The following is a 13079-nucleotide window of genomic DNA, read 5'->3' as shown; positions in this document are numbered from 1 at the left end:
CGGCACGCGGATGCGTTTGGCGCGCAGCGCATTGTCTGGATACTAATCCCGCCCGACCGACCGCGTTCGCGATTGCGGTGGTCAGCCGCCCGGTTCCGGGGGGATCCGTTCGTGCGCAGTCAACAACAGGTGGTCGAACTGACCCTGGACGGCGGCCGCGGGCCTCACCAGCGTCGAGACGTCGTCGAGCAGCTGTCTGGCCAGCGAGCGCAGCTTGGTGTTGGTCTCCTGGGAGCGCCACTGCAGGACCCGGAAGGCCTGCTCGGCGCTGACGCGGTAGACGAACATCAACACGCCTTTGGCCTGCTCGATGGCCGCGCGGTTCTCGAACAGGTCGGGCAGGGCGGCGTCGAGCACCTCCTGCCGGGCCTCCTCGAAGGTGTCGGTGAGGTCGATGTAGTAACCGGCGGTGCCCACCACGGCGCCCCGCTCGTCGAACATCCGGTCGGCCGCCACGATCGCGTCGTGCACCCGGCCGGTGGTGTCGATGAAGCGGTGCCGGCTCGAGAACGGCTCCCCGGACTGCAGCGCGTAGTCGAGCAGGTCCTGGACGTGCGCGCGGTCCTCGGGATGCTTGTGCGACAGCAGCAGTTTCGTCGTCGGTGTCACGGCGCCGGGTTCGTAGCCGTGCATCCTGGCGACCTGGTCGGACCATTCCCAGCGCTGGCCCAGGAACCAGAACCGGAAGGCGCCGACGTTCAGGTATCCCGGGGCGGTCCCGACCAGCCCGGGTGGCTGCTCGCGGGTGTTCATCGGCGTCTCGGGGCCCATGCCCGGGGACTGGTGCACCTGCGTATCTTCCCACCCGGCACGAGGCCTGACCACCCGCCCGGGTGCCGGACGGGTCCGGCGGGGGTAGCCTCGCTGGGGGGTCGATCAACAACACAAACCGCGGGAGCGCACGACCAGTGCGCTGAGAGGACGGCTCGGGGCCGTCGACCGTACGAACCTGACCGGGTAATGCCGGCGTAGGGAGATGACAGGATGACCACAACCATCGAACCGTCCGTGACCACCGGTCCCATCGCCGGCAGCGGGAAGGCCTACCAGGAGGTGCCGGGGCCCGGCGGCGGCACCGCGCTGCGGGTTCCGTTCCGGCGGGTCAACCTGTCCACCGGGGAGCACTTCGACCTCTACGACACCTCCGGGCCCTACACCGATCCCGCCGCGGTGATCGACCTGGCGGTCGGGCTGCCCGCGCGCCCCGGCGTGATCCGCGACCGGGGCACCCAGCTGCAGCGGGCCCGCGCCGGCGAGATCACCGCGGAGATGGCGTTCATCGCCGCCCGCGAGGGCATGCCCGCCGAGCTGGTGCGCGACGAGGTCGCCCGCGGGCGGGCGGTGATCCCGGCCAACCACAACCATCCCGAGAGCGAGCCGATGATCATCGGCAAGGCGTTCGCGGTCAAGGTCAACGCGAACATCGGCAACTCGGCGGTGACGTCGTCGATCGCCGAGGAGGTCGACAAGATGGTGTGGGCCACCCGATGGGGTGCGGACACCATCATGGACCTGTCCACCGGCCGCAACATCCACGAGACCCGCGAGTGGATCATGCGCAACTCCCCGGTGCCGGTCGGCACGGTGCCGATCTACCAGGCGCTGGAGAAGGTCAACGGCGACCCCACCGAGCTGACGTGGGAGATCTACCGCGACACCGTGCTCGAGCAGTGCGAGCAGGGCGTGGACTACATGACCGTGCACGCCGGTGTGCTGCTGCGCTACGTGCCGCTGACCGCCAAGCGGGTCACCGGCATCGTGTCCCGCGGCGGTTCCATCATGGCCGCCTGGTGCCTGGCTCATCACCAAGAGTCGTTCCTCTACACCAACTTCGACGAACTCTGCGACATCTTCGCGCGCTACGACGTCACCTTCTCCCTGGGCGACGGGCTGCGTCCCGGCTCGATCGCCGACGCCAACGACGCCGCGCAGTTCGCCGAGCTGCGCACCCTGGGCGAGCTCACCAAGATCGCGAAATCCCATGGCGTGCAGGTGATGATCGAAGGCCCTGGTCACGTGCCCATGCACAAGATCGTCGAGAACGTGCGGCTGGAAGAGGAGTTGTGCGAGGAGGCCCCGTTCTACACGCTGGGCCCGCTGGCCACCGACATCGCCCCGGCCTACGACCACATCACCTCGGCGATCGGCGCGGCGATCATCGCCCAGGCCGGCACCGCGATGCTGTGCTACGTGACCCCCAAGGAACACCTTGGCCTGCCGGACCGCAAGGACGTCAAGGACGGCGTCATCGCCTACAAGATCGCCGCGCACGCGGCCGACCTGGCCAAGGGTCATCCGCGCGCCCAGGAGCGCGACGACGCATTGAGCAAGGCACGCTTCGAGTTCCGCTGGAACGACCAGTTCGCGCTGTCGCTGGACCCCGACACCGCACGGGAGTACCACGACGAGACGCTGCCGGCCGAACCGGCCAAGACCGCGCACTTCTGCTCGATGTGCGGCCCGAAGTTCTGCTCGATGCGCATCACCCAGGACGTCCGGGACTTCGCCGCCCAGCACGGTCTCGAGACCGAGGAGGACATCGAGGCCATGCTGGCCAACGGCATGGCCGAGAAGTCACGCGAATTCGCCGAGCACGGCAACCGGGTGTACCTGCCGATCACCCAGTGACGTACCTGCCCCTGCCGGCGCCGGGGACGACCCCGCGCCGCGTCCTGACCATCGCCGGATCGGACTCCGGGGGCGGCGCGGGGATCCAGGCCGACCTGCGCACCATCGCGCTGCTCGGGGTCCACGCCTGCGTCGCGGTCACCGCGGTCACCGTTCAGAACACTTTGGGGGTCAAGGACTTTCACGCGGTTCCCGACGACGTCGTCGCCGGCCAGATGGAGGCCGTGGTCACCGACATCGGAATCCAGGCCGCCAAGACCGGGATGCTGGCCTCGGCGGACATCGTCGGCACGGTGGCCGCCACGTGGCGCCGGCTGCAGCTGACGGTCCCGCTCGTCGTCGACCCGGTGTGCGCCTCCATGCACGGCGACCCACTCCTGGCGCCCGCGGCGCTGGATTCCCTTCGCGAGCAACTGTTCCCGCTCGCCACGGTGGTGACCCCGAACCTCGACGAGGTGCGGCTGCTGGTGGGCGTGGACGTGGTGGACGAGGAGTCGCAGCGCGCGGCGGCCACGGCGCTGCATGCGCTGGGCCCGCGGTGGGTGCTGGTCAAGGGCGGGCACCTGCGGTCGTCGGGGCGCAGCCGCGACCTGCTCTATGACGGCGCGGATTTCCACGAGTTCGACGCCGAGCGGGTGCCGACCGGCAACGACCACGGCGGCGGTGACACGCTGGCGGCGGCGATCGCGTGCGCGCTTGCGCACGGGTTCGCCGTGCCCGACGCGGTCGCCTTCGGCAAGCGGTGGGTCACCGAATGCCTGCGCGCCGCCTATCCGCTGGGACACGGCCACGGCCCCGTGTCCCCCCTGTTCCGGCTGTCATGAACCTCGACCCGATCGCCGGTGTCGCGCACCAGCCGTCCGGGCCCCCCCAGGGCGTCGTGGTGCTCACCCACGGCGCCGGCGGAAACCGGGATTCTACTCTGCTGCAACAGGTTTGCGACGAGTGGGCGCGGCGCGGGTGGCTCGCGGTGCGCTACAACCTGCCTTACCGCCGGCGCCGGCCCACCGGTCCGCCGTCCGGCTCGGCGGCCACCGACCGCGCCGGGATCATCGAGGCGATCGCGTTGTGCCGCGGCCTGGCCGGCGGCCCGCTGGTCGCCGGCGGGCACTCCTACGGCGGCCGGCAGACGTCGATGGTGGTCGCCGGTGAGGAAGCTTCGCCCGTCGACGTCGACCTGCTGACGCTGTTCTCCTACCCCGTGCACCCGCCGGGCAAGCCCGAACGCGCCCGCACCGAACATCTGCCGCAGATCGCGGTGCCCACCGTGTTCACCCACGGGACGTCGGACCCCTTCGGCACCATCGCCGAACTGCGCGCCGCCGCGGCGCTGATCCCCGCACCGACCGAGGTCGTCGAGGTCGCCGGCGCGCGGCACGATCTGCGCTCGAAGACGCTCGACGTGCCCGCGCTGGCGGTCGACGCCGCCCTGCGGCTGCTGGCCTGAGCCGCTCTCGCGGCCCCGAATTTAGTCAGTCAAGACTGGACAGTTTCGACTGACTAATTTAGCCTCGGTGGCATGGACAGTGCCGGCGAGTCCGCGGCGGCGGCCGCGCGCGACCTCCGCGTGGTGATCGGCCGGCTGCGGCGCAGACTGCGCGAGGTCGCGGTCGATGGCGACCTGACGCCGTCCCAGACGGCGGTGCTCATCCGGCTGTGGAAGGAGGGCCCGTCGTCGGCCGGCGTGTTGGCCGGCGCCGAGCGGATCCGGCCCCAGTCGATGGCCGCCATCGTCGCCGCCCTCGGCCGGCGCGGGCTCATCGAGCGATCCCCGGATCCCGAAGATGGCCGGCGCCAGGTCATCTCGCTGACCGAGGCGGGCCGCGAGCGGGCCGCCAGCGACCGCCAGGCCCGGGAGGAATGGCTGGCGCGCACCATGCAGGAGCGCTACACCGAACGCGAACGCCGCGTCATCCTCGACGCGTTGTCGCTGCTGGAGCGCTTGACCGAGTCATGAAAGGGTTTTAGCAGCAATGGAATTGGGAGTGCATTTCATCGACTTTCTACCGGGCGACCCCGCGGCCCTGGGTCCCACGCTGGCCGACGCGGCCACGGCCGCCGAACATGGCGGCGCGACGTTGTTCACCCTGGCCGACCACCTGTTCCAGATGGAGAACGTCGGACGCGCCGACGACCCGTTCCTGGAGGGGTACACCTCCCTGGGCTTTCTGGCCGGCCGTACATCGACGATCGAGCTGGGTCTGCTGGTCACCGGCGTCACCTACCGCTATCCCGGCCTGCTGGCCAAGGCGGTCACCACCCTGGACGTGCTGTCCGGCGGCCGCTCGCTGCTGGGGCTCGGCGCGGCCTGGTACGACCGCGAACACACCGCCCTGGGCATCCCGTATCCGCCGCTGAGCGCGCGCTTCGAGATGCTGGAGGAGACGTTGCAGATCTGCGCCCAGATGTGGAGCGACGACAACGGACCCTACGACGGCGAGCATTACCGGCTGGCCGAGACCATCTGTGTGCCGCAACCGGTTCGGCGGCCCCCCGTGCTGATCGGCGGCGACGGCGAGCGCAAGACGCTGCGCCTGGTGGCGCAGTACGCCGCCGTGTGGAACAGCACGACCAGCGATGTCCGCGAACTACAGCACAAGATCGAGGTCCTGCACCGGCACTGCGACGCGGCGGGCCGGGATCCCGGCGAGATTCGCAAGACCGTCGGCTTTTTCGCCGATCCGTTCGCCGATCCCGACGAATACCTCAGGGCGGTCGAGCGCTACGCCGGGATGGGCATCGCGATGATCAACCTCGGCCCGATCCCCGGCAACCCGGACCCGGTCGGTTTCATCCGCCGCCTCGGTGACGAGTTGATCCCCCGCCTCGGCGAAATCGGCTGATCCACAGGGCTTTCCGTCAGCCAGGGTAGCTGGAGTAGCACGCGTTGATGACACCGACCACGCCCCCGCGGAACGCGGCGATCCGGGTGAAACCGGCCGGCACGCCGGCGCCGTCGGCGTCGCTGGCGACCAGGTGGTTGGTCAGCAGGCCGGCGACCGCCTCGTCGAGATCGCCGGCGGTCAGCAGCAGTTGGTGCTGCGCGGACGGGTCGACGGGCTCGGCCATCCTGCGGTGCACCACGCCGGTCAGGCATGCCGTCCGCAGCGCCGTCCACGGGCTGTGCATCGGCAGGCCGCGTTCGTGCTGCACCGCCAGCGCGTACCGCGACATCACGATGGACAGGGCGGTGTCGTCGCCCTGCGGCAGGGCGTGCTGCCGGACGTCTTCGACCTTCGCCATCGAGGCCAGCGCGGGCAGGTCCACCACGATGGTGTTGCCGGCCGGGCAGTAGGACGCCGGCGGGCTCGGCCTCGCGTCGGCGCAGCCGGCGGGCCGGTAGGCCAACGTGGGTGCCTTGCGGGGCGAGAACACGTTGCCCAACAGTGCCATCAGCGTCGACAGGGTGTCGGGGTCGATCGGGACCTCGCCGGTCTCCGGGTTCCCGCTGTCGCCGGGCCGCAGCGCCGTCGGCAGGTCGCCGCGGCGCCGCTCGATCTCCTCGGCGTTGATGCCGGTACAGGCCGGGGTGCCGCTGATGAACCCCATCTGGAACGCGCTGATCCGGTCCAGCGCCGAACCGTGTTCGTCGTCGTTCTCGCTGCCGGCGTCCAGGACCGGGTCGCGGGTGCTGATGACCCCGGCCAGCACGTGGTCGAGGCCGTCGGCGGTGCTCAGGGTGAAGCGCGGCGATCTGCCGTCGGCCACCCAGAACAGGTACACGCCGGCAAGGCAGTCCGCCTGCTGCTCGCGCACGAGGGTGGGGTCCGCGCCGGTCACCAGCTTCGCCATGTGTTGCAGGGCATGCCCGAACTCGTGCGCCAGCGCGCCGGTCGCCGACATCGGGCCGAAATAGCGTTGCGCGGCCGGTATGAAAACCCCGCGGTCCCAGGCGATCAGGTTGCACCGCGACGCGAAGAACGCGTTGACGAGCTGGTAGGTGCTGTTGTGGCACACGACCGGGGCGTCCGGGTTCTCGGAGTCGTAGGACACCAGCTTGCGGACCGGTTTGAAGACGCCTTTCAGCGTTTCGCCGTAGACGGACTCCCAATAGCCCTCGATGTCGTTGACCGAGAGCAGCGACAGCTTGTCGATCTCGCCGTGGTCGGTGCCGAACACCCGCCCGCTCGGCCTCGGCGCGTTCGGGCGTATCCCGCTGGGGCCGTTGGTCGCGGGCAGGCCCGCCACCCGGAACGGGTCGTTGAGCATCGACAGGGCCCGGCCACCGACGAACGTGGTGCAACCCGCCACCACCGCCAGGGCCGCCATGGCCGCCAGGCAGGCGATTATCGTGATCCCTCCGCGTGGCTGGCCTGCGGCCAACCGACGTCGATTCCGCCCGCCGTCTGTCATGCCAACCTCATCCCGGCCTGCCTGCACGCGGCATCGGCATCAAAGGGATCTCATTCTAGGTGCGCCGATCAACGGGCGCCCGCCGCGATGCGAGTCAGAACGGCGGCGGGTCGTCGTCGTATGCGGGCGGTGCAGGCCCGAAGTGGCTTTCGGATCTTCGGGCCGTGCGGGCCTCGCGGTTTTTTCGGCGTTCGGCCGCCACGCGGTAGGCGCGGTCCTGGCTGCGGGTGCGCCGGCGCTTGGGCATCATCGCGGTGCGGTCGGCGCAGTAGTCCTTGGGCGGGATGTCGATTTCGGGGGCCGGGCAGCCCCCGACCGCGCGGGCCAAACTCGGGAAGAGCAGCGCGCTGCCCGGGGTGGTGACATAGGTGTGCCCGGAGGGGGAGGCCAGGATCAGGGTGCCGTCGGGCAGCTGCTTTTCGGTCCAGCCCAGAAAAGTTTTGACCAAATGATGGGTTTTGCAGTAGCACTTGAGGTTTGCCGCATGGGTGGGCCCACCCTGGGCGTAAGGGATGGTGTGGTCGAGCTCGCAGTCAAAGGACGGACGTTCACAGCCGGGCCAGCGACACGTCAGGTCCCGGCAGCGTACGAAATCGGCCAACGCCTTCGACGGCACATACCCCGGCTCGGGAGTGGCGTCCCCGGGATGAACCAGCGGCACGAGTTTGGCCGTCGCCGCCAGTTCGGCCACCAGGTCCGGGCTGATCAACCCATCGGCGCACACCTGCGAACCCGGAGCGCCGTCACCGTGCAGAGTGGGCTGTTCGGCCAGCACGTGGATCACCACCGCGGGCGCCCCCGCCCGGCCCCCGGCCGGGCAATCGTCGCGCCCGCAGCGACACCCCAGCCGATCCGCCCCGCCGGCCAACGCCCCCAACGCATCCGCGCGCCGCTCGGCCCGCGAGCGCGGATCCTCGGCACACACCGTGCCCGCCAGCTTGTCCAACCGTTGATCGAGCGCGCGGGCATCCGGGGTCAGCACGTAGCCGCGCAACTGCGAGAGCCCGCCCACCCCCTCATCGAACTCCACCCGGCGCCCGGGCTGTTCCTCACGCCGACGGCGCACCGCATCGGCGTCGACCCGGGCCACGATCCTGTCGACGGCCCCGGCCACCCGGCTCCGCGTCATCGAGGGCCACCGCGCCACCGCCACCGCCAACTGCCCATCCACGGCAGCCAAAATGTCCGGGTCGGTGATCAAGTCGGTGCGGTAGACGATGGTGGCGAACAACCGGAAATCGATATCCCCGGCCGCAAAGACCGCCCCCACCTGCGGCAGCCGCTCGCGCATCGCCCGCGCATAATGCACCCGGCTGGCGGCCAACCCCTGCCCGATCCGCAACGCCGCCCCCACCTCGGCGGCCACCGCCGCCATCGTGTCGATCGCCCAGTCCTCGGCCTCCTCACCCTGGGCCAGCCGATACCCGAACAGCTCCCCGATGGCCACCAAACCCGCCGCGGCCGCCCTGTTCTCCGTCCGCGCGGCAGCCGTGATCCGATCCACCAACCCCGCCGGACCCGCCTGCTCTTCGAACATACAAGCGAGTAAACCAGAGGGGTCTGACACGTCCCGGCCGCCAAACCCACGCCGAGCGGTGACCGCCCGCATTCGCCAGGCCGGACAACCCGATTGGCCACCACAGGATCGACACCGCAGCCGTCAGCCCGGGCGACGGGAGTAGCACGCGTCCATGTTGCCGGCGCGCTGGTGCCGTCTTCGTCGCCGGCGACCGCCTCATCGATTGCACCGGCGGTCAGCAGCAGCTGATGCTGCGCCGACGGGCTCGGCCATCCTGCGGTGCGCCAGGCCGGCCGGCGCCGAACCGTGCGCGTCGTCGTTGTCGATGTCGGCGTCCATCACCGGGTCGCGGGTGTCGATGGCCCCGTCCGCCCAGGACAGGTACGCGCCGGCAAAGCAGTCGGCCTGCCGCTCGCGCACCAGGGCGGGGTCTGCCCCGGTCACCAGCGTAGCCATCCGCTGCAGGGCAAGCCCGAACTCGTGCGCAGCGCGCCGTTGACGGACATCTCCCTGAAATAGCGTTGTGCGGCCGGGCATGAAAACCATACGGCCCCAGGCGATCAGGCTGCACCGCGATGCGAAGAACGCGTTGGCGAGCCGGTAGGTGCTGCTATGGCACACGACCGGGCCGTGAGGGTCCCGGGAGCCGTAGGACACCAGTTAGCCGACCGCCGTTGTCTGTGTCGAGGACCCAGCCGGTGGGCTTCGGCGCGTCCGGGCGAATCCCGCTGGGGCCGTCGGTCGCGGGCAGGCCCGTCACCCTAAACGGTCATCGAGCATCGACAGGGCCCGGACGCCGCTTCGCCGATCGCGGTCCTCAGCGGGGCGGCGAACCGGCGCCGCTGTGCAGCCCGGCTTTCCATCACGAAGCCGATCCCGCGCACGTTACGACCGGACCGCAACTCGGCGCCTCCTGATGCATCGCCGCAGACGGAGTCAGCCTTCGGCGGCGTACGCCCATACCGTTGACCCGTCGCGCACCCCGGGGATGTGACGCAGCCCCGCGAAATCTCAATTTGAGACTCAGGTCACAACGCAAATCTATGTACTCTTCGGCTGCTCCGCGTGCAGCAGGGGGGCCGAGCAATCCTCGAGAATGGAGTTGACGAATGTTTGTCACCACACAGCCCGAAGCTTTGTCGGCGGCAGCCGGTGATTTAGGTGTTATCGGCTCTGCGGTCAGTTCCCAGAACGCGGCTGCGGCGGCCCCGACAACGGCTATCCTTCCCGCGGCAGCCGATGAGGTATCCGCGCTGACTGCCGCTCAGTTCGTCGCGCACGCCCGTATGTATCAAGCGTTCAGCGCCCAGGCCGCGGCGATACACGAAATGTTCGTCAACACGCTGGCTACCAGTGCCGGTTCCTATGCGATGACCGAAGCGGTCAACGCGATCGCAACCGGCTAAACGAATCGTCGCCAATATTGTGCTGTCACCAATGAAATTTCCCGCTGAGGAGAGATGGAAATACCCATCCGATTTATGACCGACCCGAACCAGAATTCATCACCAAGCTCGGCCGTAATTTCCAGGTGACCTACGAGCAGGCCGACGCCCATGGGTCGACGGTGCAAACCGGGATCTACTGACGTTGTAGTGGGTCATTTCCGTCCGGGTAGTGCTGGGCAGAGGCCGCCTCGGGTGAGCATGGCCATGGCGATGAGTGCGTCTGGGCTGTGGAATCCGTAGGCGCGTTTGGTTAATGCCCGCAGGTGGGTGTTAGTGGCTTCGGATCGGGCGTTGGACAGGCCGTGATCGAGCGTGTTCCAGATGAGGTCGCGGTAGCGGCGGATGCTGCGGGCCAGCGCGGCGAACTCGGGGATGCGTGAGTGCGACGCCCACGACAGCCAGCCGGCCAGCAGCTGCCGCCCGTGGGTGCCCTTGACCCGAAACACCTCGCGTAGTTGCTCTTTGAGCAGATACGCCCGGTAGAGGGTGCGGTTGGTGTCGGCGATCTTAGCGAGGCTGGTGCGCTGCTCGCAGGACAGGTCAGCCGGGTTCTTGCGGGTCGCCCACATGGCGTGCCGATCGGTGATCCCGGCGCGGGTCATGGTGCGTACCCGCACCTTGTCCAGTGCCTTCATGGCCCAGGCCACGACATGAAACCCATCCAGGCAAATCAGCGCCTGCGGCGCGCGGGCACGCACCAGGGCGTGGATCCATTCCGCCCCGTCGCAGCTGACGTGGGTGAGCAGCTTGGCCCGCTCGGCGCCGAGCTGATCGAAGAACCGGCCCAGCGTGTCCTGGTTGCGGCCCTCGCCGGCCCACACCAGCCGGCCTGTCGTGTGGTCAACCACGCACGTCAAGTAGCGATGTCCCTTGCGGTAGGCGATCTCGTCGATGCCGATCCGCGACAGTCCGGCGAGCAGGTCGTTGGTGTCGCGGCCATCGGCCACCACCCTGGTCACGATCGCCGCCACGGTGCGCCAGGCGATCTGCAGCAGCACCGTGAGCACACTCAATGCGGTGTGCGCGGCCAGCCACGCGCAGGTGTCCTCGAACGCCCAGGTGTGTTTGGCGCCCGGCCGCGCCCACGGCACATGCGCAACCACCACCCCATGCTCGCCGCATGCCACCCGCGGGGCCGCGGCCTGCAGATACGCCTTTGTGGTCCCCACATCCAGGGTCCGCCAGCGCCTGATCCCGTTCCCGTCCCGGCCCCCCGCGTCATAGCCCGGGCACCGCTTCCGGCACCGCGAGCACCGGCCCGCCTGCGACGCCTTGGGCCGCACCGAGAACACCAGAACTTCGGAGGTCTTCGGCTGCTTCCGACCCGTGGTCTCGGTCTCGATCGTCACGTCCTCGATCACCATGTTTTGGTCACCCAGACCGCTCGCCAATACCCTGGACATGCGCAACGCCGTAGCTCCTTCTCGCGGATTGAACCCTAGACAGTCCAAAACGTAAGCAGGACACGGCGTTGCGCCCAAATTCCCAGGTCAGCGAACCCACGACAACGTCACAAGAGCCGCAAACCGCTGGTTCCGACATGGCACGCACCGATAGCGCGGTCGGCTCCAGCTGGGCTTGAACCACGAGCGGCCAAAGACAGTAAAGAAATCCGATTTCGAACACAACCCCAAACGCCTGGAACGACACCAGAAATTTCTGTAGGAATCGGTTGCGCAATGATGGCGGCCTTCAGCCGCCAAGAAACCGCAGCCACCATGTGAGGAGGTATTAGCGGTGGATTTTGCGGCGTTGCCCCCGGAGGTCAACTCCGGTCGGATGTATGCGGGAGCGGGAGCGGGACCACTGATGGCGGCCGCGGCAGCCTGGGACGGACTGGCCGCGGAACTGAGTTCGGCGGCCGCCTCCTACCGCGGCGTGGTCACCGAGCTGACCGACAACCTGTGGCTGGGTACGTCGTCGGAATCGATGACCGCCGCGGCGGCACCTTACGTGACGTGGATGAACGCCACGGCCACCCGGGCAACTCAAACCGCCCTCCAGGTCAGATCCGCGGCAGCGGCCTACGAGGCGGCCTACACCGCCACCGTCCCACCCCCGCTCATCGCCGCCAACAGGGCATCACTGGCCAGCTTGGTGGCCACCAACATCCTCGGACAAAACACCCCCGCCATCGCAGCCACCGAAGCCCAATACGGTGAGATGTGGGCCCAGGACGCCGCGGCGATGTACGGCTACGCCGGCGCCTCCGCCGCCGCCACCACCCTGACCGCATTCACCCCCGCACCACCAAACACCAACCCCGCCGGAGCAGCCGCCCAACACGCCGCAACCAGCCAGACGGCCGCCACCTCGACCACCAACGCCGCCCAAACAGTCCTGGCCAATGTGCCGAACTCCCTGAAAAGCATCGCGCAGGGCGGAACGTCTTTTAACCCGATCACCTACCTCGAGAACGTTCTGGGTAGCACCGCGTTCCAACACCTCAACGCGCTGGCCGGGGATTCGGGGTCTACCGCTCTGGTTTTTGCCTCGTCGGCGTATTTGACCGGTGGCGTACTGGCGCAAACCTTTCCGCTCATGTCCCTTGCGCTGCCCGCGGCGGCTGCCGCGGCAGACGCGTCTGCGGTGTCCCCCGGACTCGGGGGCGGCGTGGGGGCGACCCTGCTGGGCTCACCCGGTTCGGCGGCGGGCGCCCTGGGCCCGGCGGGTCTGGGCCGGGCCGGCGTCTCGGCGGGAATGGGCGAATCGACATTGGTCGGCGGGTTGTCCGTACCACCGGCGTGGGGTACCGCCGCGCCGGCGGTCCGGCTGGCCGCCATGGGCTTTCCGATGGGATCGCCGACCACCGGTCTCGACGCCGCCCCCGCGGCGGCGGCTTCACCGGGCTTTTTCGGCGGCATCCCGCCGATGGCCAGCGTGGTCAACGCGCCGAGGGGCACTGACACATATTCGCAAGGCTTGCGCACCAAGCTGTTCGAGCAGGATGCCGGAAAGACGGGCAACACGCGAAGTCGGCCGCCGCAACCACAGCGTGGTGCCCCGAATGCCGAAATCGCAGCGAGGGAAGGTGAACCCGATCTGGTCACGCAGTTGCGTAGGGAGATCGCCGAGGCGGCACTGGAGCGTGACGCAGCAGCTCGCCTCATCATGGAGGCGATCCGATGATC

General features: G+C 69.0%; 11 protein-coding genes, 2 pseudogenes and 1 riboswitch. Of the genes and pseudogenes, 8 read left to right on the top strand and 5 right to left on the bottom strand.

The genetic code is table 11. The annotated features are described in order from the left end of the window. Positions 1-81 precede the first annotated feature (81 nt). Positions 82-753 (bottom strand): PAS and ANTAR domain-containing protein, encoded by a 672-nt coding sequence (locus tag ACJ512_RS03535; RefSeq protein ID WP_407688483.1) that lies wholly within the window; start codon positions 751-753, stop codon positions 82-84. 128 nt (positions 754-881) lie between these two features. Next, positions 882-992, top strand: a riboswitch (TPP riboswitch). Between ACJ512_RS03535 and thiC the strand changes: the two genes are divergently transcribed. From thiC to ACJ512_RS03510, 5 genes are all read left to right on the top strand, one after another. After that, positions 985-2628, top strand: coding sequence for a phosphomethylpyrimidine synthase ThiC (thiC, locus tag ACJ512_RS03530; RefSeq protein ID WP_407688477.1), 1644 nt, complete (start codon positions 985-987; stop codon positions 2626-2628). (Overlaps the previous riboswitch by 8 nt.) Continuing rightward, positions 2625-3452 (top strand): bifunctional hydroxymethylpyrimidine kinase/phosphomethylpyrimidine kinase, encoded by an 828-nt coding sequence (gene thiD, locus ACJ512_RS03525; protein WP_407688476.1) that lies wholly within the window; start codon positions 2625-2627, stop codon positions 3450-3452. The genes thiC and thiD overlap by 4 nt, the downstream gene beginning before the upstream one ends. Further along, positions 3449-4075: an alpha/beta hydrolase family protein gene (locus ACJ512_RS03520; protein WP_407688475.1), complete on the top strand. Its 627-nt coding sequence runs from the start codon at positions 3449-3451 to the stop codon at positions 4073-4075. Before thiD ends, ACJ512_RS03520 begins: the two co-directional genes overlap by 4 nt. 72 nt (positions 4076-4147) lie before the next feature. After that, entirely contained in the window at positions 4148-4585 is a 438-nt protein-coding gene (locus ACJ512_RS03515; RefSeq protein WP_407688474.1) for a MarR family winged helix-turn-helix transcriptional regulator, read from the top strand. Between the two features lie 16 nt (positions 4586-4601). Next, the gene (locus ACJ512_RS03510; protein WP_407688473.1) at positions 4602-5471 is read left to right on the top strand and encodes an LLM class F420-dependent oxidoreductase; all 870 of its coding nucleotides are present in this window, start codon (positions 4602-4604) and stop codon (positions 5469-5471) included. Between the two features lie 16 nt (positions 5472-5487). Here the strand turns inward: ACJ512_RS03510 and ACJ512_RS03505 are convergent, their stop codons facing one another. From ACJ512_RS03505 to ACJ512_RS03495, 3 genes and pseudogenes are all read right to left on the bottom strand, one after another. After that, positions 5488-6981 carry a neutral zinc metallopeptidase gene (locus tag ACJ512_RS03505; RefSeq protein WP_407688472.1) on the bottom strand — a complete coding sequence of 498 codons (1494 nt, stop codon included), beginning with the start codon at positions 6979-6981 and terminating at the stop codon, positions 5488-5490. A gap of 94 nt (positions 6982-7075) precedes the next feature. Next, a complete protein-coding gene (locus ACJ512_RS03500) occupies positions 7076-8518 on the bottom strand; it encodes an HNH endonuclease signature motif containing protein (protein WP_407688471.1) in 1443 nt (480 codons plus the stop codon). Between the two features lie 279 nt (positions 8519-8797). Further along, positions 8798-9269, bottom strand: a pseudogene (locus tag ACJ512_RS03495) (peptidase); the annotation flags it as partial. Between the two features lie 340 nt (positions 9270-9609). Here ACJ512_RS03495 and ACJ512_RS03490 point away from each other — a divergent pair. Beyond that, entirely contained in the window at positions 9610-9906 is a 297-nt protein-coding gene (locus ACJ512_RS03490) for a PE family protein (protein WP_407688470.1), read from the top strand. A gap of 92 nt (positions 9907-9998) precedes the next feature. Further along, positions 9999-10088 (top strand): annotated as a pseudogene (locus tag ACJ512_RS03485) (hypothetical protein); the annotation flags it as partial. 12 nt (positions 10089-10100) lie between these two features. On the opposite strand, the gene ACJ512_RS03480 reads toward ACJ512_RS03485, so the two are convergent. Beyond that, positions 10101-11357, bottom strand: a complete 1257-nt coding sequence (locus ACJ512_RS03480; RefSeq protein WP_369736942.1) for an ISL3 family transposase — start codon at positions 11355-11357, stop codon at positions 10101-10103. A gap of 328 nt (positions 11358-11685) precedes the next feature. Here ACJ512_RS03480 and ACJ512_RS03475 point away from each other — a divergent pair, with 328 nt between their 5' ends. Then, positions 11686-13077 carry a PPE family protein gene (locus tag ACJ512_RS03475; RefSeq protein ID WP_461479970.1) on the top strand — a complete coding sequence of 464 codons (1392 nt, stop codon included), beginning with the start codon at positions 11686-11688 and terminating at the stop codon, positions 13075-13077. Positions 13078-13079 lie beyond the last annotated feature (2 nt).

The sequence above is a fragment of the Mycobacterium cajalii genome (assembly GCF_045809005.2).
Lineage (GTDB): Bacteria > Actinomycetota > Actinomycetes > Mycobacteriales > Mycobacteriaceae > Mycobacterium.
This window is presented reverse-complemented; position numbering and strand designations above follow the sequence as displayed.

What these genes read in the sequence shown, in the direction of transcription:
- ACJ512_RS03535 (WP_407688483.1), bottom strand. Translation starts at nt 753, where the DNA reads ATGAACACCCGCGAGCAGCCACCCGGGCTGGTCGGGACCGCCCCGGGA.
- thiC (WP_407688477.1), top strand. Translation starts at nt 985, where the DNA reads ATGACCACAACCATCGAACCGTCCGTGACCACCGGTCCCATCGCCGGC.
- ACJ512_RS03520 (WP_407688475.1), top strand. Translation starts at nt 3,449, where the DNA reads ATGAACCTCGACCCGATCGCCGGTGTCGCGCACCAGCCGTCCGGGCCC.
- ACJ512_RS03515 (WP_407688474.1), top strand. Translation starts at nt 4,148, where the DNA reads ATGGACAGTGCCGGCGAGTCCGCGGCGGCGGCCGCGCGCGACCTCCGC.
- ACJ512_RS03510 (WP_407688473.1), top strand. Translation starts at nt 4,602, where the DNA reads ATGGAATTGGGAGTGCATTTCATCGACTTTCTACCGGGCGACCCCGCG.
- ACJ512_RS03505 (WP_407688472.1), bottom strand. Translation starts at nt 6,981, where the DNA reads ATGACAGACGGCGGGCGGAATCGACGTCGGTTGGCCGCAGGCCAGCCA.
- ACJ512_RS03500 (WP_407688471.1), bottom strand. Translation starts at nt 8,518, where the DNA reads ATGTTCGAAGAGCAGGCGGGTCCGGCGGGGTTGGTGGATCGGATCACG.
- ACJ512_RS03490 (WP_407688470.1), top strand. Translation starts at nt 9,610, where the DNA reads ATGTTTGTCACCACACAGCCCGAAGCTTTGTCGGCGGCAGCCGGTGAT.